This is a genomic window from Cellulomonas sp. NPDC055163 (assembly GCF_053607065.1).
The window spans coordinates 1-24821 of the sequence record NZ_JBSGSU010000013.1; the positions used below are offsets into that span (position 1 = coordinate 1).

The following is a 24821-nucleotide window of genomic DNA, read 5'->3' on the forward strand; positions in this document are numbered from 1 at the left end:
CCGCCGCCCTGCCCGCCGCCGCTCTGCCCGCGGCCCGCGCCGCCGCCCTGCGCGCCGCGGCCCGCCCCTGCGCGTCCCGCGCCTCCGCCGGCTCGCTCGGGTCGCCCCGTGCCGCCGCGCCGTCCGTCCGTTGCGCTCATCGTGCCTCTCCGTTCGCCCTGTCCACGCCCTCGAGCGTGTCGATGTCCGGTAGGTAGGGCGCGAGCGGTGGCAGCTCGTCCAGGCTCGCGAGTCCCATCCGCTCCAGGAAGTATCCCGTGGTCTCGTACAGCACCGCACCGGTCGTCGGCTCGGTGCCCGCCTCGGTGACCAGCCCGCGCGCCGTGAGCGTCCGCACCACGCCGTCCACGTTGACCCCGCGCACCCCCGAGACCTGCCCGCGCGTGACCGGCTGGCGGTACGCGATGACCGCCAGGGTCTCGAGCGCGGCCTGCGTGAGCCGCGCCGTCTGCCCCTCGAGCACGAAGCGCCCCACCACGTCCGCGTACGGCGACGCCGAGTAGATCCGCCACCCCGCACCGGCGAGCCGCAGCTCGAAGCCGCGCGGGCGCCCGCCGTGGTCCCCGCGGTACTCCGCTGCGAGCTCGCCGAGGAGCTCCTCGACGCGCACGGTCGGCAGCGCGAGGACCGAGGCGAGCCGGACGGCCGGGATCGGCTCGTCGGCGACCATGAGCACGGCCTCGAGCGCCGCGAGCGCTCCGCCGGGCAGCGCGTCGACGTCGAACGCGAGCTCGTCGGCTGCGACCCCCGGCGGCGTGGCGTCCTGCGGGACGGCGTCGGGCGGCGGGACCTGGCTCATGCGGTGGGCTCCTGCGGCTGGTCGGTCAGGTCGGCGGGGTGGTCGCCGGTGCGCGGCGGCCCGGTGACCTCCGCGGTGACGTCCGCGGTGTCGTCCGCGGTGTCGTCAGCGGCGGGCTCGTCAGCGCGGTGGTCACCGGGCTCGTCACCCGGCTCGTCGAAGTCGTCGGACACCTCGACGTCGCCCTCCTCGGCCCCCGTCCAGCGCACCGTGAGCTCGCCGAGCGGCTCGACCTGGTCGAACCCGACCGCGCCCTCGCGGAACAGCTCGAGCAGCGCGAGGAACCGGGCGACCACGACGATCGTCGCGTCGGCGTCGGCGGTCAGCGACCGGAACGACAGCGCGCCGCCGTGCCGCAACCGGTCGACGAGCACCGCGGCCTGCTCGCGCACGGAGACCGCCGGGGCGTGCAGGTGGCTGAGGTCCACCCCGGGCGGAGGCGCCTTCGGCGCGAGCACCTTCGCGGCCAGCGCGGCGAGCTCGACGGGCCCGATCTGCCACACGAGCTCGGGCAGCAGCGCCGCGAGCTGCGGCTCGAGCGTGACCGTCCGGGGGAAGCGGCGCGCCTCGGCCGCGAGCCGCTCACCGACGTCCCGGGCGACGACCTTGTACGCGCGGTACTGCAGCAGCCGCGCGAACAGCAGGTCGCGCGCCTCGAGGAGCTCGAGGTCCTCGGCGTCCTCGACGTCTCCGGACGGCAGGAGGCGCGCCGCCTTGAGGTCGAGCAGCGTCGCGGCGACGACGAGGAACTCGCTCGCCTGGCTGAGGTCCCACGAGGTGCCGCCCTCGGCCGCCGCGCGCTCGGCTGCGCGGATGTGCGCGATGAACTCGTTGGTCACCTGCCCGAGCGAGACCTCGGTGATGTCGAGCTTGTGCTTCGCGATGAGCCCCAGCAGCAGGTCGAAGGGACCCGAGAAGTTCGTGAGGTGGACCTCGAAGCCGCCGGCGCCCGGCGCGGCGCGTCCGGGGACCTCGGCCGGCGGGGGCGTCGTCGCGCTTGCAGAGGCCGCCTCAGGCGGCGTCGCCACGGGCGATGAGCTCACGGGCCAGCTGCCGGTACGCCGTGGCGCCGCTGTGGGTCGGCGCGTAGGTGGTGATGGGCTCCGCGGCGACCGACGAGTCCGGGAACTTGACCGTCCGGCCGATCACGGTGTGCAGGAGGGTGTCGCCGAAGGCCTCGTTGAGCCGGGCCACGACCTCGCGTGCGTGCAGCGTCCGCGGGTCGTACATCGTGGCCAGTATCCCGTCGACCTCGAGGCGCGGGTTGAGCCGGTCGCGGACCTTCTCGATCGTCTCGATGAGGAGCGCGACGCCACGCAGCGCGAAGAACTCGCACTCGAGCGGGATGAGCACGCCGTGCGCGGCGGTCAGCGCGTTCACGGTGAGCAGGCCGAGCGACGGCTGGCAGTCGATGAGCACGACGTCGTACTCGTCGGCCACGGGCCGCAGCACGCGCGCCAGCACGGACTCCCGGGCGACCTCGCCGACGAGCTGGACCTCGGCGGCCGAGAGGTCGATGTTGGCCGGCAGCAGGTCCAGCCCGGGGACCCCCGTCGCGTGGATGACCTCGTGGATCGACGCGTGCGGCTCCATGAGGAGGTTGTAGACCGTCCGGTCGAGCTCGTGCGGGCTGACCCCGAGCCCGACCGACGCGGCGCCCTGCGGGTCGAAGTCGACGATCAGGACCCGGCGGCCGTACTCCGCGAGGGACGCCGCGAGGTTGATGGTCGAGGTCGTCTTGCCGACCCCGCCCTTCTGGTTGCACATCGCGATCACGCGGGCCGGGCCGTGGCTCGGGAGGGGCGCCGGGACGGGGAACTCGGGCAGCGCTCGCCCGACGGGGTCGAGGATCGCCTCGGTCGTCTGCTCGCTCGCCACGCGCACAACCTACCGGAGGGCTCGCTCAGCGAGCGTGCGACAGACCGCACGCACGCGCGCTTCTCGGGCGGCCGGGGCCGGTCACGGGCGGCTCGACGCGGCTCCGAGCCCTCGGGGGTGGTGCGGCCGGGCCCCGACGCCGTGCGACCGCGCCCGGCACGGGGCCGGGCGAACGGCACGCCTGCGGCGGGACTCAGCGACCGGCCGCTCCGCCGCGGGACTCAGTGACCGGCAGGTCCGCCGCGGGACTCAGCGACCGGCCGGCTCCCGGCGGATCGCCCGCGGGTGCGCGGTCGCGTAGACCTCGCGCAGCGTGTCCCGGGTGACGAGCGTGTAGACCTGCGTCGTGGTCACCGACGCGTGCCCGAGCATCTCCTGGACCACGCGCACGTCGGCCCCGCCCGCGAGCAGGTGGGTCGCGAACGAGTGCCGCAGCGTGTGCGGCGACACGTGGGCCGACGCCGGCAGCTGCGCACGCTCGGCCGAGGCGCGCAGCACCGCCCACGCGCTCTGCCGGCTCAGCCGGGACCCGCGCGTGTTCAGGAACAGCGCGCTCGTCCCGCGACCCGCGGCGGCCAGCGCCGGCCGACCGCGCACCACGTAGGCCTCGACCGCCTCCACGGCGTAGCTGCCGACCGGCACGACGCGCTCCTTGCTGCCCTTGCCGAGCAGGCGCACCGCCGAGCGACCCGGCGTCAGGTCGAGGTCGTCGACGTCGAGCCCGACGGCCTCGGAGATGCGCGCCCCGGTCGAGTAGAGGAGCTCGAGCAGCGCCCGGTCGCGCAGCGGACCGGGCCCGTCGCCCGCACCGGCCGCCTCGAGGAGCCGCTCGACGTCACCGGTCGAGATCGCCTTGGGCAGGCGCCGCGGCTGCGCGGGCGGGCGGACGGCGCTCGCGGCGTCGGTCCCCGTGAGGCCCTCGAGCGCGCAGAAGCGGTGCCAGCCCCGGACAGCCACGACCGCGCGGGCCGCCGACGACGCGGAGAGCACCGCGCCGCCGTCGGAGCCGGTGCGCACCACGAGCACGAAGTCCTCGACGTCACGCTCGGTCACGTCGGCGGGCGCGCGCCGGCCCGCGGTCTCGAGGTGCTGCACGTACCGCGCGAGGTCCCGACGGTAGGCGCCCAGCGTGTTGGCCGAGAGGCCACGCTCGACGGTCAGGTGCGCGAGGTAGTCCCGCACGGCGTCGTGCAGGGGCCCCGTGGGGTCCGGCCGGTCCTCGGGCATCGACCGGCCGCGATCAGATCGGGAGGAAGACGTCCACCGCGACGGCGACGCAGAGGAGCGTGAGGTAGGTGATCGAGCCGTGGAACACCTTCATCGCGCCGAGCTTGCCGCGCGAGGGGTCCTGGGCACGCCGCAGCAGGCCGATGCAGGACCAGAGGAACCAGGCCCCGAGCCCGAGCGCGACGACGCCGTAGACCCACGTCATGCCTGCGACGGGCACGAGCAGCAGCGAGCACGCGATCATCGCGACGGTGTACGCAATCATCTCGCGGGCGACCTTGGTGTCGGCCGCGACGACGGGGAGCATCGGGACGCCGGCGGCGGCGTACTCGCGCCGGAACTTCATCGACAGCGGCCAGTAGTGCGGCGGGGTCCAGAAGAAGATGACGCCGAACAGCAGCGCCGCGGCCCACGACACGGTGCCGGTGACCGCCGACCAGCCGATCAGCACCGGCATGCAGCCGGCCGCACCGCCCCACACGATGTTCTGCGCGGTGCGGCGCTTGAGGATCATCGTGTAGCCGACGACGTAGATCGCGATGGCGCCGAGCGTGAGCCACGCGGCGGCCGGGTTCACGACGAGCGCGAACCACGCGATGGACAGCGCGCCGAGGACGAGCCCGAACACGAGCGCGGCGCGCGGCGTGATCTCGCCCGTCACGAGCGGCCGGCGCTTCGTGCGGTTCATGACCTCGTCGATGTCGCGGTCGAGGTAGCAGTTCAGCGTGTTCGCGGAGCCGGCCGCGGCCGCTCCCCCGACGAGGGTCGCGACGACGAGGCCGACGGACGGGAACCCGCGCTCGGCGAGGATCATCGTCGGGAGCGTCGTGACGAGCAGCAGCTCGATGATGCGCGGCTTGGTCAGGGCGACGTAGGCCCCGAGGTGGCGCAGCACCCGCCGGGCCCGCTCGCCGGATCCGGCGTCCGTGCGTGCGGCGGTGGGGGCGACGTTCACGACGGTGGGCCGCCACGGGGTCGCTCGTCCGGACGCTCCGGCGTCGTCCAGGGGGGCGGGGCTCGTGGTGCGCACGCGCTGCGGTCTTCCGTTCGTCTCGTCGGGTGGTCGCCCGGCCATCGTACGGCCCCCGCCCCCGCGGACCGCGCCCGGATCGGCCCCCGGGCTCCGCGGGACGGTGTGAGATCGGTCGCCCTGCCCGCGGCGATGGCGCGTGGAAAGCGCTATCCGCTACGGTGGGACGGCACCGCGCGCCACGCGGAATGCGAGATAGGCTCGATATGCACAGTGCGCCGCGAGGCCGTCGGCCCCGCCCGGACGCCATGTGACCGGCACCCACCGAGGGTCGCCCGGCCAGTTCGATCGACGCCCCGAGCATCGAGCCCGCGGCGGGAATGAGGTGCGGTGAACGCGAAGGCCCCCCAGGCACAGACCGTCGGTTGGACCGAGCTCGACCACAAGGCGGTCGACACCGTCCGGGTCCTCGCAGCCGACGCCGTCGAGAAGGTCGGCAACGGCCACCCCGGCACGGCGATCAGCCTCGCGCCCGCCGCCTACCTGCTCTACCAGAACGTCCTGCGCCACGACCCCGCGGACCCGCACTGGCTCGGCCGTGACCGCTTCGTCCTGTCGGCGGGCCACTCGAGCCTCACGCAGTACATCCAGCTCTACCTGGCCGGCTTCGGCCTCGAGCTCGAGGACATCGCGGCGCTGCGCACGTGGGGCTCCAAGACCCCCGGCCACCCCGAGTACAAGCACACCGAGGGCGTCGAGATCACGACCGGCCCGCTCGGCCAGGGCCTGGCCAGCGCCGTCGGCTTCGCGATGGCCGCGCGCCGCGAGCGCGGCCTCCTCGACCCCGAGGCCCCCGCGGGCGAGAGCCCGTTCGACCACCACGTGTACGTCATCGCGTCCGACGGCGACCTGCAGGAGGGCGTCACGAGCGAGGCGTCGTCGATCGCCGGGACGCAGAAGCTCGGCAACCTGGTCGTGCTGTGGGACGACAACCACATCTCGATCGAGGGCGACACCGAGATCGCGTTCACCGAGGACGTGCTCAAGCGCTACGAGGCCTACGGCTGGCACGTCCAGTTCGTCGACTGGACCGCGGGCCCCGACGGCTACGTCGAGGACGTCGACGCGCTGCACGCCGCGATCGAGGCCGCCAAGGCCGTCACCGACCGCCCGTCGTTCATCGGCCTGCGCACCATCATCGCGTGGCCCTCGCCGACCAAGCAGAACACGCACGGCTCGCACGGCTCGAAGCTCGGCACCGACGAGGTCCGCGGCCTCAAGGAGGCCCTCGGCTTCGACGCGACGACGACGTTCGACGTCGCGCCCGAGGTCATCGAGCACACCCGCAAGGCGCTCGAGCGCGGCAAGCAGGCGCAGGCGGAGTGGGCGCCGAGGTACGAGGCGTGGCGCGCCGCCAACCCCGACCGCGCGGCGCTGCTCGACCGGCTGCGCGCCGGTGAGCTCCCGGCCGGCTGGGCCGACGCCCTCCCGACGTTCCCCGCGGGCAAGGCCGTCGCGACCCGTGCGGCGTCGGGCGAGGTGCTCTCGGCGCTCGCCGACGTGCTCCCCGAGCTCTGGGGCGGCTCGGCGGACCTCGCCGGCTCGAACAACACGACGATGAAGGGCCAGCCCTCGTTCCTGCCCGCCGAGCGCTCGACGCACGAGTTCTCGGGCGACGAGTTCGGCCGCACCCTGCACTTCGGGATCCGCGAGCACGCGATGGGCTCGATCCTCTCGGGCATCGTGCTGCACGGCCTGACGCGCGCGTACGGCGGCACGTTCTTCACGTTCAGCGACTACATGCGCGGCGCCGTGCGCCTCGCGGCGCTCATGGGGGTCCCGGCGATCTACGTGTGGACGCACGACTCGATCGGCCTCGGCGAGGACGGCCCGACGCACCAGCCCGTCGAGCACCTCACCGCCGTCCGGGCGATCCCCGGCCTGTCCGTCGTCCGTCCGGCCGACGCCAACGAGACGGCCGCCGCGTGGAAGGCGACGCTCGAGCGCACCGACGGCCCGGTCGGCCTCATCCTCACGCGGCAGAACGTCCCGACGTTCCCGCGCGGCGAGGACGGCTTCGCCGGGGCCGAGGGCGTCGCGCGCGGCGCCTACGTGCTGCTCGAGTCGAGCACCCCGACCCCGCAGGTCATCCTCGTCGGCACCGGCTCCGAGGTGCAGCTCGCCGTCGCGGCGCGCGAGACGCTCGAGGCGGCCGGCATCGGCACGCGCGTCGTCTCGGCACCGTGCCTCGAGTGGTTCGCCGAGCAGGACGACGCGTACCGCGAGCAGGTCCTGCCCGCGTCCGTGCGTGCGCGCGTCTCGGTCGAGGCCGGCATCGCCCTGTCGTGGCACAAGATCGTCGGCGACGCGGGCCGCAGCGTCTCGCTCGAGCACTACGGCGCCTCCGCGGCGTACGAGACGCTCTACGAGGAGTTCGGGATCACCGCCGAGGCCGTCGTGGCCGCCGCGCACGAGTCGATCGCCGCCGCCTCGGGCGACGCCGCACCGGCCGCCTCCGGCGCGACCCCCACGCAGAGCGGCACCGGCGACCAGCTCTGAGCTCGGTCTCCGACATCACGGCGCCCGCACCACCGGGCGCCGGCAACAGCAGGGAAGGGGAACCACCATGGCACCGTCCGGCAGCAGCGCCCTCGACCGCCTCACCGCGGCCGGGGTCGCGATCTGGCTCGACGACCTCTCGCGCGAGCGACTCCGCACCGGGAACCTCGCCGAGCTCGTCGAGACGCGCGGCGTCGTCGGCGTGACGACGAACCCGACGATCTTCGCGAGCGCGCTCGCGAAGGGCGACGCCTACGACGAGCAGCTGCGTGAGCTCGCCGGACAGGGCGCCGACGTCGACACGGCCGTCTTCACGATCACGACCGACGACGTGCGGGAGGCGGCGGACGTGCTGCGCCCGCTGCACGAGAGCACGGGCGGCGTCGACGGTCGCGTCTCGATCGAGGTGGACCCGCGCCTGGCCAAGGACACCGAGGGCACGGTCGCCTCGGCCAAGGCCCTGTGGGCCACCGTCGACCGGCCCAACGTGTTCATCAAGATCCCGGCGACCCGTGCGGGCCTCGCGGCGATCACGGCCGTGCTCGGCGAGGGGATCAGCGTCAACGTGACGCTGATCTTCTCGCTCGAGCGGTACCGCGCGGTGCTCGACGCGTTCCTCGAGGGCCTGGAGAAGGCGAAGGCCAACGGGCACGACCTCGCGCCCATCGCGTCGGTCGCGTCGTTCTTCGTCTCGCGCGTCGACGCGGCGATCGACCCGCGGCTCGACGAGATCGGGACGCCCGAGGCCGCCGCGCTGCGCGGGAAGGCCGCCATCGCGAACGCCCGGCTCGCCTACGGCGTGTACGAGGAGGTCGTCGCCTCGGAGCGGTGGCAGGAGCTCGCCGCCGCCGGCGCGCGTCCGCAGCGCCCGCTGTGGGCGTCGACGGGCGTCAAGGACAAGGCGTACCCCGACACGCGCTACGTCGACGAGCTCGTGGTGACCGGCGTCGTCAACACGATGCCCGAGGCCACGCTCCAGGCGGTCGCCGACCACGGCGACGTCCAGGGCGACACCGTGACCGGCACGCAGGCCGAGGCGCAGTCCGTGATCGACGGGCTCGCGACCCTCGGCATCGAGATCGACGAGGTCACCGAGACGCTCGAGTCCGAGGGGGTCTCGAAGTTCGAGGCCAGCTGGCAGGAGCTGCTCGCGACCGTGACCGAGGGCCTCGCGCGGGTGAGCCGGTGAGCCCCTCGAAGGTCTCGGCGGCGAACAACCCGCTGCGCGACCCGCGCGACCGTCGGCTGCCGAGGATCGCGGGGCCCTGCGGCCTCGTGATCTTCGGCGTCACGGGCGACCTCGCCCGCAAGAAGCTCATGCCGGCGGTCTACGACCTCACCAACCGGGGGCTGCTGCCCCCGGGCTTCGCGCTCACCGGGTTCGCACGGCGCGACTGGGAGGACCAGGACTTCGCCCAGATCGTGCACGACTCGGTGAAGGAGCACGCGCGCACGCCGTTCCGCGAGGCGACGTGGCGCCAGCTCGCCGAGGGCATCCGGTTCGTCCAGGGCACGTTCGACGACGACGCGGCGTTCGACCGGCTCCGCGAGACGGTCGAGGACCTCGACGCCAAGCGCGGGACGGGCGGGAACCACGCGTTCTACCTCTCGGTGCCGCCGAGCTCGTTCCCCGTCGTCTGCCAGCAGCTCGCGCGTTCGGGGCTCTCGCAGCCCCGCGACGGTGCGTGGCGGCGCGTCGTCATCGAGAAGCCGTTCGGTCACGACCTGGAGAGCGCGCGCGAGCTCAACGACGTCGTCTCCGAGGTCTTCCGTCCGGACGACGTGTTCCGGATCGACCACTACCTCGGCAAGGAGACGGTCCAGAACCTGCTCGCGCTGCGGTTCGCGAACCAGCTCTTCGAGCCCATCTGGAACTCGCACTACGTCGACCACGTCCAGATCACCATGGCCGAGGACATCGGCATCGGCGGCCGCGCCGGGTACTACGACGGGATCGGCGCCGCCCGCGACGTCATCCAGAACCACCTCCTGCAGCTCCTCGCGCTGACCGCGATGGAGGAGCCGGTGTCGTTCGACGCCGACGACCTGCGTGCCGAGAAGGAGAAGGTCCTCTCGGCGGTGCGGCTCCCCCGCGACCTGGGCCGGCACACGTCCCGCGGCCAGTACGTCGCGGGGTGGCAGGGCGCGGAGGAGGTCGTCGGGTACCTCGAGGAGGAAGGCTTCTCGAGCACCTCGTCGACCGAGACGTTCGCCGCGATCCGGCTCGACATCGACACCCGGCGCTGGGCCGGCGTGCCGTTCTACCTGCGCACCGGCAAGCGCCTCGGGCGCCGCGTCACCGAGATCGCGGTCGTGTTCAAGCGGGCGCCGCACCTGCCGTTCGAGACGACCGCGACCGAGGAGCTCGGCCAGAACGCGCTCGTCATCCGCGTCCAGCCGGACGAGGGCGTGACGCTCCGGTTCGGCGCGAAGGTCCCCGGCACCGCGATGGCCGTCCGCGACGTCACGATGGACTTCGGGTACGGGCACGCGTTCACGGAGTCCTCCCCCGAGGCCTACGAGCGGCTCATCCTCGACGTCCTCCTGGGCGACCCGCCGCTGTTCCCGCGGCACGAGGAGGTCGAGCTGTCCTGGAAGATCCTCGACCCGATCACCTCGTTCTGGGCGTCCAAGGGCAAGCCCGACCCGTACCGCTCGGGCACGTGGGGTCCCGACTCCGCTGACGAGATGATGGCCCGCGACGGCCGCGCCTGGAGGCTCCCGTGATCATCGACCTGCCCGGCACGAGCACGCGGGCGATCAACCGCCGGCTCGTCAAGGCGCGCGACGAGGGCGGCGCGGTCGCGCTCGGCCGCGTGCTCACCCTCATCATCGACGTCGACGGGCAGGACGCCGAGGAGGCGATCGAGGCCGCGAACGACGCGAGCCGCGAGCACCCCTGCCGGGTGATCGTGATCGCCGAGGACACCACGGCCGGAAAGTCCCGGCTCGACGCGCAGATCCGCCTCGGTGGTGACGCCGGGGCGAGCGAGGTCATCGTCCTGCGTCCCTTCGGGCAGCTCGCCCACCACCTCGACACGCTCGTCATGCCGCTCCTGCTGCCCGACGCCCCGATCGTCGTGTGGTGGCCGTACGAGATCCCCGAGGACCCGGCGCAGCACCCGCTCGGCCGCATGGCCCAGCGCCGGATCACCGACTCGACGCAGTGCGCGAAGCCGGGCGAGGTCCTGCGCCAGCTCGCCCAGGTGTACGCCGAGGGCGACACGGACCTCGCCTGGACGCGCGCGACGCTGTGGCGCGGGCTCATCGCCGCGGCGCTCGACCAGCCGCCGTACGAGCAGGTCCAGCGGGTCGTCGTCTCGGGTGAGAGCACGCACCCGTCGGTCGACCTCATCGCCGCGTGGCTCGCGCAGTCGCTGCGCTGCCCCGTCGAGGTCGAGCGCATCGCGGACGCGCCCGCGATCACGACGGTGCGGCTCGAGCGGGCGTCGGGCCCGATCGTCCTCGACCGCCCGGACGGCAAGACGGCTGCGCTCATCCAGCCCGACCAGCCCGAGCACCGCATCGCCCTGCCGATCCGGCAGCTGCGGGAGTGCCTCGCGGAGGAGCTGCGCCGGCTCGACGCCGACGAGGTCTACGGCGAGGTGCTGCAGAAGGGCCTCGCGAGGTTGAGCTCGTGAGCACGCCGGCCCCCGAGCCGTCGGTGGCGGCCCCGGAGCGGCAGCCGCACCACCGGCGCCGCGTCGTCGTCCACCCGGACGCCGGCACTCTCGCGGAGGCGGTCGCGGCGCGACTGCTCACCCGGCTGCTCGACGTGCAGTCGCTGCACTCCCCCGTGCACGTGGGCCTGACGGGCGGGACCGTGGGCATCGAGCTGCTCCGGGCCGTCGCCCGCAGCCCGATCCGCGACGTCGTCGACTGGTCCGGCGTGCACGTGTGGTGGGGCGACGAGCGGTTCCTCCCCGCGGGCGACCCGGACCGGAACGAGACCCAGGCGCGCGACGCGCTGCTCGGGGCTCTCGCCGACCTCCTGCCGGCCGAGAACGTGCACGCGATGCCCGGACCTGGCGACGGCGTCGACACTCCGGAGCAGTCCGCGTCGGCGTACGCCGCCGAGCTCGCACGGTTCGCCGCCGAGGGTGCGGCCACGCCGGAGCTCGACGTGCTGCTGCTCGGCATGGGACCCGACGGGCACGTCGCGTCGCTGTTCCCGGGGCACGCCGCCCTGACGGTCACGGGGACACCGACGGTCGGCGTGCACGGCTCGCCGAAGCCGCCGCCCGAGCGTGTGTCGCTGACCTTCGAGGCGATCAACGCCGCGCACCAGGTGTGGTTCGTCGCCGCGGGTGCGGAGAAGGCCGCGCAGGTCGGCGCGGCGCTCTCGGGCGCCGAGGTCACCGCCACCCCGGCCGCCGGCGCCTACGGCCGCGAGCGGACGCTGTGGCTCGTCGACGCCGCTGCCGCCGCGGGCATCCCGGCCTGAGCGCGCGACGGCGCGCAACCCGGAGCCGGGTGCGCGACGACGCTCCGGGTGGGCACGGCCGGCCCCCCGGGGCACGAGGCCGGCGGACATGACGGAGGGCGCCTGACCTCGCGGTCAGGCGCCCTCCGTCATGCCTGTGGGTCCGTCTCGCGCGTCAGCCCCCGCGGCGTGCGCGCAGCGCGGCCAGGGCCTCGTCGAGGATCGCCTCGCCGTCCTCGTCGGAGCGGCGCTCCTTCACGTACGCGAGGTGCGTCTTGTACGGCTCGTTCTTCGAGGGCGACGGCGGGTTCGCCTCGTCCTGCCCGGCCGGGAACCCGCACCGCGGGCAGTCCCACGTCACGGGCGCCTCGGCGGCGGCCTCCTCGGCGAAGCTGGGCCGGGTCTCGTGCCCGTTGGCGCACCAGTAGGAGATCCAGACGCGCGGCGCGCTGTCCCCCCGCTCGGCCTCGCCCATCGGGCCCGCACCGACACGCGAACCCCTGATCGCGCTTCCACTCGCCACGAGGGCCCCCTAGCTCACGCGCTGGATCAGGCCCAGCAGCACGATGATGATCGCCCACGTGATCGCGACGGTGACGGTGATGCGGTTGAGGTTGCGCTCGGCGACCCCGGAGCTGCCGGCGCTGCTGGTGATGCCGCCGCCGAACATGTCCGACAGACCGCCGCCCTTGCCCTTGTGCAGCAGGACCAGCGGGATCAGCAGGACGCTGGTCAGCACCAGCAGGATCTGGAAGGTGATGCGCAAGGCGTCCACGTCGGCGTCGGTTCCTCACTCGTTCTGGGACGTCACCCGAAGGTGGGTGCGGTACAGGTGACCGCGGTACAGGGTAGGCGACGCCGGCACCGGAAGGCCAACATCGCCACGGGACGGGTGCGCGTTCGTCGAGCGCGCACCCGTCCGCGGTGGTACGAGGGCCTACAGGCCGACGTTGTGCGCCTGGAAGCGCGCGATCTTCGCGAACTCCTCGGGGTCGAGGCTCGCACCGCCGACGAGGGCCCCGTCGACGTCCTCCTTGCCGAGGATCGACGCCACGTTCGAGGACTTCACCGAGCCGCCGTAGAGCACACGGACCGCAGCGGCGATCTCGGCCGAGTACAGCTCCGCGAGGCGGGCACGGATCGCCGCGGCGACCTCCTGCGCGTCCTCGGGTGTCGCGACCTCGCCGGTGCCGATGGCCCAGACGGGCTCGTACGCGACGACGACCCGGGCGACCTGCTCGGGCGTGAGGCCCGCGAGCGAGCCCTCGAGCTGCGTGAGCGTGTAGGCGACCTGCTCGCCCGCCTTGCGGACGTCGAGGCCCTCACCCACGCAGACGATCGGGACGATGCCCGCGCCGAACGCCGCGACGGCCTTGGCGGCGACGACCGCGTCCGACTCGGCGTGGTACTCACGGCGCTCCGAGTGCCCGACGGCGACGTAGCTGACGCCGAGCTTGGCGAGCTGCGCGGCCGAGACCTCGCCGGTGTACGCGCCGCTCGCGTGCGCCGAGACGTCCTGCGCCCCGTAGCCGATCTCGAGCTTGTCGGCGTCCACGAGCGTCTGCACGGAGCGGATCGCCGTGAACGACGGGAGCACGACGACCTCGGCGGCCGAGAAGTCGTGCTTCGCGTCCTTGAGCGACCACGCGAGCTTCTGCACGAGGTGGATCGCCTCGTTGTGGTCGAGGTTCAGCTTCCAGTTGCCTGCGATGAGCGGGATGCGCGTTGCCATGAGTCAGCCCTCCAGGACGGCGATGCCGGGGAGGGTCTTGCCCTCGAGGAACTCGAGGCTGGCGCCGCCACCCGTCGAGATGTGACCGAAGCCGGCCTCGTCGAAGCCGAGGATCCGGACGGCGGCGGCGGAGTCGCCACCACCGACGATCGTGAACGCGCCGTTCGCACCGGCGTCGACGATGGCCTGCGCCACCGCACGCGTGCCGCCCGAGAACGCCTCGAACTCGAACACGCCCGCAGGCCCGTTCCAGACGATCGTCTTCGCGTCGACGAGCTTGCTCCGGAACAGCTCGGCGGAGGCCGGGCCGATGTCGAGGCCGATGCGCTCGTCGGGGATCGCGTCAGCCGCGACCACGTCGTGCGGGGAGTCCGCCGCGAACGTGTCGGCGACGACGATGTCCGTCGGGAGGACGATCTCGACGCCGCGCTCCTCGGCCTGCGCCAGGTAGCCCTTGACGGTCTCGATCTGGTCCTCCTCGAGCAGCGACCTGCCGACCGAGCAGCCCTTCGCCGCGAGGAACGTGAAGACCATGCCGCCGCCGATGAGCAGGCGGTCCGCCTTGGTCAGCAGGTTCGCGATGACGCCGAGCTTGTCGGAGACCTTCGAGCCGCCGAGCACGACCGCGTACGGGCGCTCCGGGTCCTCGGTCGCCTTGCGCAGCGAGTCGACCTCCTTGAGGACGAGCTTGCCGACCGCAGCGGGCAGCTGCTGCGCGACGTCGTAGACCGACGCCTGCTTGCGGTGCACGACGCCGAAGCCGTCCGAGACGTACGCGTCCGCGAGGGACGCCAGCTCGCCGGCGAGCTCCGCACGCTCCGCGTCGACCTTCGAGGTCTCGCGCGGGTCGAAGCGGATGTTCTCGAGCAGGGCGATCTCGCCGTCACCGAGCGCGGCGACGGTCTCGCGCGCCGACTCCCCGACGGTGTCCTTCGCGAGCGTGACGGGCTTGCCGAGCAGCTCACCCAGACGGGCGGCGACGGGTGCGAGCGAGTACTTGTCCTCGGGGGCGCCCTTCGGGCGGCCCAGGTGCGCGGTCACGATGACGCGGGCGCCGGCGTCGAGCAGCGCCGTCAGCGTGGGGAGGGCCGCACGCACGCGGCCGTCGTCCGTGATCGTCGTGCCGTCGAGCGGCACGTTGAAGTCGGAACGGACGAGGACGCGCTTGCCGCGCAGGTCCCCGAGGTCCTCGATGGTCTTCATGGTCCTACTTCCTGACTCGGGGCAGCCGGACCGGAGCCCGACCGCCCGGGACATGACGACGTCCGCGTGCGCCCCGCGACCCGAGGGCCGTGGGGCGCACGCGGACGCATTGTCGTGCTGGTGGGGGACGACGCGTCAGAGACGCTCGCCCACGTAGACCGTGAGGTCCACGAGGCGGTTCGAGTAGCCCCACTCGTTGTCGTACCAGGCGACGACCTTGACCTGGTCGCCGATGACCTTCGTCAGCTTGGCGTCGAAGATGCTCGAGGCCGGGTCCGTGACGATGTCGCTCGAGACGATCTCGTCCTCGGTGTAGACGAGGATGCCCTTGAGGGCGTCGGAGTCGGCGGCGGCCTTGACCGCGGCGTTGACCTCGTCGACCGTCGTCTCGCGACCCGCCGTGAACGTGAGGTCCGTGGCCGAGCCGGTCGGGACCGGGACGCGCAGCGCGTAGCCGTCGAGCTTGCCCTTGAGCTGCGGGAGCACGAGGGCGACGGCCTTGGCCGCACCCGTCGACGTCGGGACGATGTTCAGGGCGGCGGCGCGCGCACGGCGCAGGTCCTTGTGGGGGCCGTCCTGGAGGTTCTGGTCACCCGTGTAGGCGTGGATCGTGGTCATGAGACCACGCTCGATGCCGAAGGCCTCGTCGAGGACCTTCGCGAGCGGCGCGAGGCAGTTCGTGGTGCACGACGCGTTGGAGATGATGTGCTGCGTCGCGGCGTCGTACTCGGTGTGGTTGACACCGACGACGAACGTGCCGTCCTCGTTCTTGGCCGGGGCCGAGATGATGACCTTCTTGGCGCCGGCGTCGATGTGCGCCTTGGCCTTGGACGCGTCCGTGAAGAAGCCCGTGGACTCGATGACGATGTCCGCACCGAGCTCGCCCCAGGGGAGGTTCGCCGGGTCGCGCTCCTCGAGCGCGCGGATGGCCTTGCCGTCGACGATGATCGACTTCTCGTCGTACGTGACCTCGACCGGGAGACGCCCCAGGACGGAGTCGTACTTCAGCAGGTGCGCCAGGGTCTTGTTGTCCGTGAGGTCGTTGACACCGACGATCTCGATGTCCGCCCCGGACGCGAGAATCGCCCGGTAGAAGTTACGTCCGATGCGGCCGAAGCCGTTGATACCGACGCGGATGGTCACTTGCCCTCCTCGGCACGCGCCGACGAAGGGCCGGCGCACACAGTTGCGGTGATTGACGAGCACGCACGCCGATGTGCGCTCCACCGGTGGCTGCCGAGCGAGGGCCACGCTGTGCGCGCGGCCGACTCTTGACCTCCACCGGATGATCGTGAGCCTATACCCGTGACCGACCTCACGCCGGGACCATGGTCCGCGCTGAGACGGGTACGCAGGTGGGCGGCCCGTGGACGGCGGGCGACGCCGCGGCTACAGGTCGAGCAGCTCCGGCGCGAGGCCCGCCTCGGTGTCCGGGATGCCCAGCTCGGCGGCACGCTTGTCGGCCGTGGCGAGCAGGCGGCGGATCCGCCCGGCGACCGCGTCCTTGGTCAGCACGGGGTCCGCGAGCTTGCCGAGCTCCTCGAGCGACGCCTGCTTGTGGGCGAGCCGCAGCTCCCCGGCCTCGCGCAGGTGCTCGGGCAGGTCGGCGCCGAGGATCTCGAACGCGCGCTCGACGCGCGCCCCCGCGGCCACCGCCGCTCGTGCCGACCGGCGCAGGTTCGCGTCGTCGAAGTTGGCCAGCCGGTTCGCCGTCCCCCGCACCTCGCGGCGCACGCGCCGCTCCTCCCACACGAGCATCGTGTCGTGCGCGCCGAGCCGGGCCAGCATCGCGCTGATCGCGTCACCGTCCCGGATCACGACGCGGTCGACCCCGCGCACCTCACGCGCCTTCGCGGTGATGCCGAGCCGGCGCGCGGCCCCGACCAGCGCGAGCGCGGCCTCCGGCCCGGGGCACGTGATCTCGAGCGACGACGACCGGCCCGGCTCGGTCAGCGAGCCGTGCGCGAGGAACGCCCCGCGCCACGCCGCCTCGGCCTCGCCGACGCCCGCGGACACCACCTGGGGCGGCAGCCCGCGCACCGGGCGGCCGCGGTTGTCGAGCAGGCCGGTCTGCCGCGCGAGCGACTCCCCGTCCTTGACGACCCGCACCACGTACCGGCTGCCGCGGCGCAGGCCGCCCGCCGAGACCACGATCACGTCGCTGCCGTGCCCGTAGACCTCGGCGATCGCCTGGCGCAGACGCCGGGCAGCGATCCCCGTGTCCAGCTCGGCCTCGATGACGATGCGCCCGGAGATGATGTGCAGCCCGCCCGCGAACCTCAGGGTCGCGGAGACCTCGGCCTTGCGGCAGGACGTCTTGTCCACCTGGAGCCGTGCCAGCTCATCCTTCACCTGTGCCGTCAGCGCCATGGCGTCATCCTGCCACCACCTGAGGTCAGCTCGTGCGGGTACCGACGTCCCCGAGGTAACCCTCCACGACGTCTCGCAGCGCCGCCGCGAGACGCAGCGGGTCGTGCCGCGCAGACCCGTCCCCGACCCGGACCTGACGCAGCAGGACCCGTGCGCCGAACGCCCGCGCCCGGGTCATGAGCACGTCGACGTCGTCGACCGCGCCCGGGTCCGCGACGATCGCGTCCAGGTGCAGCCCGGGCGCGTGCTCGTGCAGCACGGCCAGGTGCTCCTCGGCGCACATGCCCGCGGTCTCCCCCGAGTCCGGCGAGAGGTTGAGCACGACGACGCGACGCGCCGCGGTCCGGTGCAGCGCGTCCGAGAGCTCCGGCACCAGCAGGTGCGGCAGCACCGACGTGAACCACGAGCCGGGCCCGAGGACCACCCAGTCCGCCGCGTCGACCGCGGCGACCGCCTCGACGCACGCCGGCGGCGACCCCGGGACGAGGCGCACCTGCGCGATCCGGTCGGTCGTGACCGCCACCGCGCTCTGCCCGCGCACCACCGTCGTCCGGCCGGCGCCGTCCTCGACGTCCGCCTCGATCTCGAGCGGCACCGCCGACATCGGCAGCACCCGGCCGCGCGCCCCGAGCAGCTTCCCGACCCAGTCCAGGCCCTCGACGGTGTCGCCGAGGAGCTCCCACAGCGCGACGATCAGCAGGTTGCCGACCGCGTGCCGGTCCAGGTCCCCCGACGAGGAGAACCGGTGCTGCAGCACGTCGCGCCACGTCCGGCCCCAGTCGGAGTCGTCGCACAGCGCCGCGAGCGCCATGCGCAGGTCCCCGGGAGGCAGCACCCCGAGCTCGTCGCGCAGGCGGCCCGACGACCCGCCGTCGTCCGCGACCGTGACCACCGCGGTGAGCCGGTCCGACATGAGCCGGAGCGCGGACAACGTCGCCGAGAGCCCGTGCCCTCCCCCGAGCGCGACGAACGCCGGGGCCAGGTAGCTCGGGTCCGCGGCGCGCGCCGCGCTCATTCCTTGCCGAGGTCGCGCGCGGTCACCGTCACGCGCTGACCCCGCTCCCGCAGGCGGCGGGCGAGCGCGTCGCTGATCGCCACCGAGCGGTGCTTGCCGCCCGTGCAGCCGACGGCGATCGTGACGTAGCGCTTCTCCTCGTGCAGGTACCCCGCGAGCACCGGCTCGAGCGCGGACGCGTACCGGTCGACGAAGTCCGTCGCGCCCGGCAGCCCGAGGACGTAGTCGCGCACCGGCTCGTCGCGGCCCGTGAGGTGGCGCAGCTCGGTGATCCAGTACGGGTTCGCGAGGAAGCGCACGTCGACGACGTGGTCCGCGTCGAGCGGCAGGCCGTACTTGAAGCCGAACGAGACGACGTTGACGCGCAGGACGTCCTCGCCGTCGCCCGTGACCCCCGCGCGCACCTCGCGCGCGAGGTCGTGGACGCTCAGCTCCGAGGTGTCGATCAGCACGTCGGCGCGCTCGCGGATGTCCGCGAGGAGCGCACGCTCGGCGGCGATCCCGTCGAGGATCCGCCCGTCGCCCTGCAGCGGGTGGGGCCGGCGCACCTGCTCGAAGCGGCGCACCAGGACCTCGTCGGAGGAGTCGAGGAAGAGGATCCGGTAGTCCGTGCCCGTCGCCTTCAGTCCCGCGAGCACCTGCGCGAGGTCCGCGAAGAACTCGCGCGTCCGCACATCCACGACCGCCGCGATCCGCTGCTGGCCGCCGCCCGGCCCGCCCTTGGCGACGAGGCCGACGAGGTGCACGAGCATCTGCGCCGGGAGGTTGTCCACGACGTACCAGTCGAGGTCCTCGAGCACCGCCGCGGCGCGCGTGCGGCCCGCGCCGGACATGCCCGTGATGATCAGGACCTGGGGAGCGATCAGGCGCGGCGCCTCCGCGGCCGCCTCGAGGGCGGGGATCCCGGAGGGGACGGTGATCGGCGAGGGCTCGTCGCTCATGGGCTCAGCATGCCAGCCTCACGCGCGGCCCGTCGGGGACGCGGAGGCGACCGCACCCGGCGCGTCGGCCGGGACGGCGGCGGACGACGGCGCACCCCCGTCGTCCGCAGCCACCGCGGCGCCCGCCCCGCCGCCGCCGAGCGCCGCGACGACCGCGGCGGCGGTCCGCTCCCCCATCCCGGGCACCGACATGATCTCGTCGACCGACGCCGCCTTGAGCCGCTTGAGCGACCCGAACTGCTTGAGCAGCGCCGCCGAGCGTGCAGGCCCCAGCCCGGGCACCGAGTCGAGCGCCGAGACGGTCATGCCCTTGCTGCGCCGCTTGCGGTGGGCGGTGATCGCGAACCGGTGCGCCTCGTCGCGCAGGCGCTGCAGCAGGTAGAGGCCCTCCGAGCTGCGCTGCAGGATCACCGGGTAGTCGTCGCCGGGCACCCAGACCTCCTCGAGCCGCTTCGCGAGCCCGCACAGCGCGACGTCGTCGATGCCGAGCTCCGCGAGCGCGGCCGCGGCGGCGGCGACCTGGGGCGGGCCACCGTCGACGACCACGAGGTTCGGCGGGTACGCGAACCGCTGCGGGCGGCCCGTCGTGGCGTCGACCGGGCCGGAGCGGCGCAGGGCCTCGTCGTCGTCGTCGGGCATGCCCTGGCCCAGGTCCATGTCGCCCGACTCGGCACGCTCGGCGAGGTAGCGCCGGAACCGCCGCGTGATGACCTCGTGCATCGCGGCGGTGTCGTCGCGCGCACCCTCACCCTCGGGGCCCCGGATCGAGAACTGGCGGTACTCGCTCTTGCGCGCCATGCCGTCCTCGAAGACCACCATCGACGCGACCTGGTACGTCCCCTGGTTGTGCGAGACGTCGTAGCACTCGATGCGCAGCGGCGCCGTCGGCAGCTCGAGCGCCTCCTGGATCTCGCGGAGGGCCTGGCTGCGGGTCGTGAGGTCGCCGGCGCGGCGCGTGCGGTGCAGCGCGAGGGCGTGCTCGGCGTTGCGCCGCACCGTCTCGGCGAGCTCGCGCTTGTCGCCGCGCTGCGGCACGCGGACCTCGACGCGGCTCCCCCGCAGCCCCGTGAGCCAGGCCTGCACGCCCGGGACGTCGGGCGGCAGCACGGGGACGAGCACCTCGCGGGGAACCGCACGCGACTCGCGCACCTCGGCCGCGCCCGGTCCGGGGCCGGCGAGCACCTCGTCGCCGTACACCTGCTGCAGCAGGTGCTCGACGAGCTCGGCGTCGGTGACGTCCTCGACCTTCTCCACGACCCACCCGCGCTGGCCGCGGATCCGCCCGTCGCGCACGTGGAACACCTGCACGGCGGCCTCGAGCTCGTCGCCGACGAGCGCGAAGATGTCCGCGTCCGTGCCGTCGGCGAGCACCACCGCGTTGCGCTCGGTCGCCCGTTCGAGCGCGGCGATGTCGTCCCGGAGCCGGGCCGCCTGCTCGTAGTCGAGCTCCGCGGCGGCCTCGCGCATCCGGGTGGTCAGCCGGCGCGTGAACTTCGCGGTGTCGCCCGCCATGAAGTCGCAGAAGTCGCGCGCGAGGTCGGCGTGGTCCTCGGGCGAGATCCGCCCGACGCACGGCGCCGAGCACTTGTCGATGTAGCCGAGCAGGCACGGGCGGCCCTGCTGGTTCGCGCGCTTGAACACCCCCGCCGAGCACGTCCGCACCGGGAACACGCGCAGCAGGAGGTCGACCGTCTCGCGGATCGCCCACGCGTGCGCGTACGGGCCGAAGTACCGCGTCCCCGCCCGCTTGGCACCGCGCATCACCTGGACGCGCGGGAACGCGTCGGCGAGCGTCACCGCGAGGTACGGGTAGCTCTTGTCGTCGCGGTACTTGACGTTGAACCGCGGGTCGAACTCCTTGATCCACGAGTACTCGAGCGCGAGCGCCTCGACCTCGGTGCCCACGACCGTCCACTGGACCGACGCCGCCGTCGTGACCATCTGCTGCGTGCGCTGGTGCAGGCCCGCGACGTCCTGGAAGTAGCTGTTGAGGCGCGAGCGCAGGCTCTTCGCCTTGCCGACATAGATGACCCGGCCGTGGTCGTCACGGAAGCGGTAGACGCCCGGGGAGTCGGGGATCTCGCCCGGGGCAGGACGGTAGGTCGCAGGATCGGCCATGCCACGAGCCTAAGTCGGGGCGCCCACAGCGGACGTCACGCGTTCGCGGGCAGCGGAGCACCGCGGCGGGCGGACTCGCGCCGGACCGGACGGCCACCGCGCTAGCGTGGGCCGATGGGACCCCTTCACACGTTCGCCGCCGAGGTCGTCTGGACGGGCGCCGGCACGAGCGGGACGACGAGCTACACCGCGTACAGCCGAGAACACGAGGTGCTGATCGGCGACAAGCCGCCGCTCCCCGGGTCCTCGGACCCGGCGTTCCGCGGCGACCCCGACCGCTACAGCCCCGAGGAGCTGCTCGTCGCGGCTGTCGCGCAGTGCCACATGCTCTGGTTCCTGCACCTCGCGGCCACGGCCGGGGTCGTCGTCACGGGGTACCGCGACCGTGCGAGCGGGACGATGCGCGTCGAGGCCGCGGGGCACGGGCAGTTCACGGAGGTCGTCCTGCGTCCTCGCGTGACCGTCGCGGCGGGGTCCGCGGAGCCCGGGACCGACCTCGCCGAGCTCCACGCCCGGGCGCACGAGCACTGCTTCATCGCGCGGTCGGTCAACTTCCCCGTGCGCCACGCGCCGTCGCCGGTGCACGTCGGCCCACCCGGCGCGGCGGTCGACGCGGGCGCCGGGCCCCTCCCGCGCGGGGTCCCCGGCTGAGCGGTGCACGCGGCCGGGCGGGCGTAGCTCAGCCCGCCCGGCGCGTGCGTGCGTGCGTGCGTGCGTGCGTGCGTCAGGCTGACGCGAGCCGCGCCTCGGGCTCGAGCACCTCGGCGAGGAAGCGCCCCGTGTGGCTCGCCGCGACCTGCGCGACGCGCTCGGGCGTCCCCTCGGCGACGACCTTGCCGCCGCCGCTGCCGCCCTCGGGGCCCATGTCGATGACCCAGTCGGCGTTCTTGATGACGTCGAGGTTGTGCTCGATCACGATCACGCTGTTGCCCTTGTCGACGAGCGACTGCAGCATCGCGAGCAGCTTGCGGATGTCCTCGAAGTGCAGGCCGGTCGTCGGCTCGTCGAGCACGTAGACCGTGCGGCCCGTCGAGCGCCGCTGCAGCTCCGTGGCGAGCTTGACGCGCTGCGCCTCGCCGCCCGAGAGCGTCGGGGCCGGCTGGCCGAGGCGCACGTACCCGAGGCCGACGTCGACGAGCGTGCGCAGGTGCCGGGAGATCGAGGGGACGGCGGCGAAGAACTCCGCAGCCTCCTCGATCGGCATCGCGAGGACGTCGGCGACGGTCTTGCCCTTGAAGTGCACCTCGAGCGTCTCGCGGTTGTAGCGCGCGCCGTGGCACACCTCGCACGGCACGTAGACGTCGGGCAGGAAGTTCATCTCGATCTTCAGGGTGCCGTCGCCGGAGCACGCCTCGCAGCGCCCGCCCTTGACGTTGAACGAGAACCGCCCGGGCGTGTACCCACGGACCTTGGCCTCGGTCGTCTCGGCGAACAGCTTCCGGACGTGGTCCCAGACGCCGGTGTACGTCGCCGGGTTGGACCGCGGCGTGCGCCCGATGGGCCCCTGGTCGACGTGCACGACCTTGTCGAGGTGCTCGAGCCCGGTCACCCTCTTGTGCCGACCCGCGACCTGGCGTGCGCCGTTGAGCTCGTTCGCCATGACGGTGTAGAGGATCGAGTTCACCAGCGTGGACTTGCCCGAGCCCGAGACGCCGGTGACCGCCGTGAGGGTCCCCAGGGGGAACGACACGTCGATGCCCGTCAGGTTGTGCTCGCGCGCGCCGACGACCGTGACCTTGCGCTTGGGGTCGACCTTGCGCCGCTTGCTCGGCATCGGGATCGAGCGACGACCGGACAGGTAGGCACCCGTGACGGACTCCGGCGACGCCAGGAGCCCCTCGAGGTCGCCCGAGTGCACCACGCGGCCGCCGTGCTCGCCCGCGCCGGGGCCGATGTCGACGATCCAGTCGGCCGTGCGGATGGTGTCCTCGTCGTGCTCGACGACGATCAGGGTGTTCCCGAGGTCGCGCAGGCGCGTCAGCGTGTCGATGAGGCGGCGGTTGTCGCGCTGGTGGAGCCCGATGCTGGGCTCGTCGAGCACGTACAGCACGCCCACGAGACCCGAGCCGATCTGCGTCGCGAGGCGGATGCGCTGCGCCTCGCCGCCCGAGAGCGTCGCCGCGGGGCGCATGAGCGAGAGGTAGTCGAGGCCGACGTCGAGCAGGAAGCCGAGCCGGGCCTGGATCTCCTTGAGCACCTGCGTCGCGATCGCCGCCTCGCGCTCGCTGAGCTCGAGCGCGTCGAGGAAGTCGCGCGCCTCGCGGATCGGCAGCGCGCAGACCTCGGCGATCGAGTGCCCGCCGACCCGCACCGCGAGGACCTCCGGCTTGAGGCGCGCGCCGTCGCACACGGGGCACGGGACCTCGCGCATGTAGGCCTCGTACTTCTCCTTGCTCCACTCCGACTCGGTCTCGGCGTAGCGCCGCTCGAGGAACGTCACGACGCCCTCGAACCCGGTCGAGTACTGCCGCTCACGGCCCCAGCGGTTGCGGTACTTGACGTGCACCTCGTGGTTCTCGCCGTACAGCACGGCCTTCCTCGCGCGCTCGGGCAGTGCCCGCCACGGGGCGTCCATGGAGAAGCCGAGGTCGCTCGCGAGCGCGGTCAGGACGCGCGCGAAGTACTCGCTCGAGACCTGCGACCAGGGCGCGACCGCGCCGTCCGCGAGGGAGAGGTCCTCGTCCGGGATGACGAGGTCGGGGTCGACCTCGAGCCGCGAGCCGATCCCGGTGCACTCGGGGCACGCGCCGTACGGGGCGTTGAAGGAGAAGGTGCGCGGCTCGATCTCCTCGAGCGTCAGCTGGTGGTCGTTGGGGCACGCCCGGTGCTCGGAGAACCGGCGCTCGCGCTCGGGGTCGTCCGCGTCCGCGTCGACCATCTCGGCGACGAGCAGGCCGCCTGCGAGGCCGAGCGCGGTCTCGACCGAGTCGGTGAGCCGGCGCTGCACGCCCTCGCGTGCGACGAGGCGGTCGACGACCACCTCGATGTCGTGCTTGAGCTTCTTCTCCAGCGTCGGGGGGCTCGTGAGCTGGACGACCTCCCCGTCGACGCGCGCCCGCGCGAAGCCCTTGGCCTGGAGCTCCTTGAACAGGTCGGCGTACTCACCCTTGCGCCCGCGCACGACCGGTGCGAGCACCTGGTACCGCGTCCCCTCGGGGAGCTCGAGCAGGCGGTCGACGATCTGCTGCGGCGTCTGCGCGGTGACCCGCTCGCCGCACACCGGGCAGTGCTGGGTCCCGGCGCGAGCGAACAGCAGGCGCAGGTAGTCGTAGACCTCGGTGATCGTGCCGACCGTCGACCGCGGGTTCCGGTTGGTCGACTTCTGGTCGATCGAGACCGCGGGCGAGAGGCCCTCGATGAAGTCGACGTCGGGCTTGTCCATCTGCCCGAGGAACTGGCGCGCGTACGCCGAGAGCGACTCGACGTAGCGGCGCTGGCCCTCGGCGAAGATCGTGTCGAACGCGAGCGACGACTTGCCCGAGCCGGAGAGCCCGGTGAAGACGATGAGGCTGTCCCGCGGGAGGTCGAGGTCGACGTTGCGGAGGTTGTGCTCGCGGGCCCCCTGGACCACCAGACGATCATTCAC

General features: G+C 73.3%; 21 protein-coding genes. 6 read left to right on the forward strand and 15 right to left on the reverse strand.

The genetic code is table 11. The features are described from left to right. Positions 1 to 136 precede the first annotated feature (136 nt). The 5 genes from scpB to ACWFNE_RS19470 form a co-directional block, all read right to left on the reverse strand. On the reverse strand, positions 137 to 799 hold the full coding sequence (scpB, locus tag ACWFNE_RS19450; RefSeq protein ID WP_452124071.1) for an SMC-Scp complex subunit ScpB: 663 nt from the start codon (positions 797 to 799) through the stop codon (positions 137 to 139). Next, positions 796 to 1827 carry a segregation and condensation protein A gene (locus tag ACWFNE_RS19455; RefSeq protein ID WP_452124072.1) on the reverse strand — a complete coding sequence of 344 codons (1032 nt, stop codon included), beginning with the start codon at positions 1825 to 1827 and terminating at the stop codon, positions 796 to 798. The genes scpB and ACWFNE_RS19455 overlap by 4 nt, the downstream gene beginning before the upstream one ends. Then, on the reverse strand, positions 1811 to 2677 hold the full coding sequence (locus tag ACWFNE_RS19460; RefSeq protein ID WP_452124073.1) for a ParA family protein: 867 nt from the start codon (positions 2675 to 2677) through the stop codon (positions 1811 to 1813). The genes ACWFNE_RS19455 and ACWFNE_RS19460 overlap by 17 nt, the downstream gene beginning before the upstream one ends. A 249-nt stretch (positions 2678 to 2926) precedes the next feature. Further along, positions 2927 to 3904: a site-specific tyrosine recombinase XerD gene (locus ACWFNE_RS19465; protein ID WP_452124074.1), complete on the reverse strand. Its 978-nt coding sequence runs from the start codon at positions 3902 to 3904 to the stop codon at positions 2927 to 2929. Positions 3905 to 3917: 13 nt separating this feature from the next. Continuing rightward, entirely contained in the window at positions 3918 to 4799 is an 882-nt protein-coding gene (locus ACWFNE_RS19470; RefSeq protein ID WP_452124140.1) for a heme o synthase, read from the reverse strand. A gap of 465 nt (positions 4800 to 5264) precedes the next feature. Here ACWFNE_RS19470 and tkt point away from each other — a divergent pair, with 465 nt between their 5' ends. From tkt to pgl, 5 genes are all read left to right on the forward strand, one after another. Further along, entirely contained in the window at positions 5265 to 7433 is a 2169-nt protein-coding gene (gene tkt, locus ACWFNE_RS19475) for a transketolase (RefSeq protein ID WP_452124075.1), read from the forward strand. Positions 7434 to 7500: 67 nt separating this feature from the next. After that, entirely contained in the window at positions 7501 to 8622 is a 1122-nt protein-coding gene (gene tal, locus ACWFNE_RS19480) for a transaldolase (protein ID WP_452124076.1), read from the forward strand. Beyond that, positions 8619 to 10160 (forward strand): glucose-6-phosphate dehydrogenase, encoded by a 1542-nt coding sequence (gene zwf, locus ACWFNE_RS19485; protein ID WP_452124077.1) that lies wholly within the window; start codon positions 8619 to 8621, stop codon positions 10158 to 10160. Before tal ends, zwf begins: the two co-directional genes overlap by 4 nt. Further along, entirely contained in the window at positions 10157 to 11074 is a 918-nt protein-coding gene (gene opcA, locus ACWFNE_RS19490) for a glucose-6-phosphate dehydrogenase assembly protein OpcA (RefSeq protein ID WP_452124078.1), read from the forward strand. The genes zwf and opcA overlap by 4 nt, the downstream gene beginning before the upstream one ends. Then, entirely contained in the window at positions 11071 to 11877 is an 807-nt protein-coding gene (pgl, locus tag ACWFNE_RS19495; RefSeq protein ID WP_452124079.1) for a 6-phosphogluconolactonase, read from the forward strand. Before opcA ends, pgl begins: the two co-directional genes overlap by 4 nt. A gap of 154 nt (positions 11878 to 12031) precedes the next feature. Here pgl and ACWFNE_RS19500 read toward each other — a convergent pair whose 3' ends face one another. The 9 genes from ACWFNE_RS19500 to uvrC form a co-directional block, all read right to left on the reverse strand. Further along, positions 12032 to 12379 carry an RNA polymerase-binding protein RbpA gene (locus tag ACWFNE_RS19500; protein ID WP_034624303.1) on the reverse strand — a complete coding sequence of 116 codons (348 nt, stop codon included), beginning with the start codon at positions 12377 to 12379 and terminating at the stop codon, positions 12032 to 12034. A 9-nt stretch (positions 12380 to 12388) separates the two neighbouring features. Further along, positions 12389 to 12631 (reverse strand): preprotein translocase subunit SecG, encoded by a 243-nt coding sequence (secG, locus tag ACWFNE_RS19505; protein WP_452124080.1) that lies wholly within the window; start codon positions 12629 to 12631, stop codon positions 12389 to 12391. A 162-nt stretch (positions 12632 to 12793) separates the two neighbouring features. Further along, positions 12794 to 13588, reverse strand: a complete 795-nt coding sequence (gene tpiA, locus ACWFNE_RS19510; RefSeq protein WP_452124081.1) for a triose-phosphate isomerase — start codon at positions 13586 to 13588, stop codon at positions 12794 to 12796. Positions 13589 to 13591: 3 nt separating this feature from the next. Next, entirely contained in the window at positions 13592 to 14791 is a 1200-nt protein-coding gene (locus ACWFNE_RS19515) for a phosphoglycerate kinase (protein ID WP_452124082.1), read from the reverse strand. Between the two features lie 135 nt (positions 14792 to 14926). Beyond that, complete coding sequence (gap, locus tag ACWFNE_RS19520; RefSeq protein WP_452124083.1) at positions 14927 to 15934, reverse strand: type I glyceraldehyde-3-phosphate dehydrogenase; 1008 nt, start codon at positions 15932 to 15934, stop codon at positions 14927 to 14929. A gap of 246 nt (positions 15935 to 16180) precedes the next feature. Beyond that, positions 16181 to 17161 (reverse strand): DNA-binding protein WhiA, encoded by a 981-nt coding sequence (gene whiA, locus ACWFNE_RS19525; protein WP_183294629.1) that lies wholly within the window; start codon positions 17159 to 17161, stop codon positions 16181 to 16183. A gap of 25 nt (positions 17162 to 17186) precedes the next feature. Continuing rightward, on the reverse strand, positions 17187 to 18176 hold the full coding sequence (locus ACWFNE_RS19530) for a gluconeogenesis factor YvcK family protein (RefSeq protein ID WP_452124084.1): 990 nt from the start codon (positions 18174 to 18176) through the stop codon (positions 17187 to 17189). Further along, the gene (rapZ, locus tag ACWFNE_RS19535) at positions 18173 to 19117 is read right to left on the reverse strand and encodes an RNase adapter RapZ (protein WP_452124085.1); all 945 of its coding nucleotides are present in this window, start codon (positions 19115 to 19117) and stop codon (positions 18173 to 18175) included. Before rapZ ends, ACWFNE_RS19530 begins: the two co-directional genes overlap by 4 nt. Positions 19118 to 19135: 18 nt before the next feature. Next, a complete protein-coding gene (uvrC, locus tag ACWFNE_RS19540; protein WP_452124086.1) occupies positions 19136 to 21235 on the reverse strand; it encodes an excinuclease ABC subunit UvrC in 2100 nt (699 codons plus the stop codon). A 114-nt stretch (positions 21236 to 21349) separates the two neighbouring features. Here uvrC and ACWFNE_RS19545 point away from each other — a divergent pair, with 114 nt between their 5' ends. After that, entirely contained in the window at positions 21350 to 21886 is a 537-nt protein-coding gene (locus ACWFNE_RS19545; protein ID WP_452124087.1) for an OsmC family protein, read from the forward strand. Between the two features lie 73 nt (positions 21887 to 21959). On the opposite strand, the gene uvrA is transcribed toward ACWFNE_RS19545, so the two are convergent. Then, entirely contained in the window at positions 21960 to 24821 is a 2862-nt protein-coding gene (uvrA, locus tag ACWFNE_RS19550; protein WP_452124088.1) for an excinuclease ABC subunit UvrA, read from the reverse strand.

Coding starts and splice junctions, on each gene's coding strand:
- ACWFNE_RS19545 (WP_452124087.1), top strand. CDS start 21,350: ATGGGACCCCTTCACACGTTCGCCGCCGAGGTCGTCTGGACGGGCGCC.
- tal (WP_452124076.1), top strand. CDS start 7,501: ATGGCACCGTCCGGCAGCAGCGCCCTCGACCGCCTCACCGCGGCCGGG.
- scpB (WP_452124071.1), bottom strand. CDS start 799: ATGAGCCAGGTCCCGCCGCCCGACGCCGTCCCGCAGGACGCCACGCCG.
- uvrC (WP_452124086.1), bottom strand. CDS start 21,235: ATGGCCGATCCTGCGACCTACCGTCCTGCCCCGGGCGAGATCCCCGAC.
- whiA (WP_183294629.1), bottom strand. CDS start 17,161: ATGGCGCTGACGGCACAGGTGAAGGATGAGCTGGCACGGCTCCAGGTG.
- ACWFNE_RS19515 (WP_452124082.1), bottom strand. CDS start 14,791: ATGAAGACCATCGAGGACCTCGGGGACCTGCGCGGCAAGCGCGTCCTC.
- ACWFNE_RS19465 (WP_452124074.1), bottom strand. CDS start 3,904: ATGCCCGAGGACCGGCCGGACCCCACGGGGCCCCTGCACGACGCCGTG.
- rapZ (WP_452124085.1), bottom strand. CDS start 19,117: ATGAGCGACGAGCCCTCGCCGATCACCGTCCCCTCCGGGATCCCCGCC.
- ACWFNE_RS19530 (WP_452124084.1), bottom strand. CDS start 18,176: ATGAGCGCGGCGCGCGCCGCGGACCCGAGCTACCTGGCCCCGGCGTTC.
- tpiA (WP_452124081.1), bottom strand. CDS start 13,588: ATGGCAACGCGCATCCCGCTCATCGCAGGCAACTGGAAGCTGAACCTC.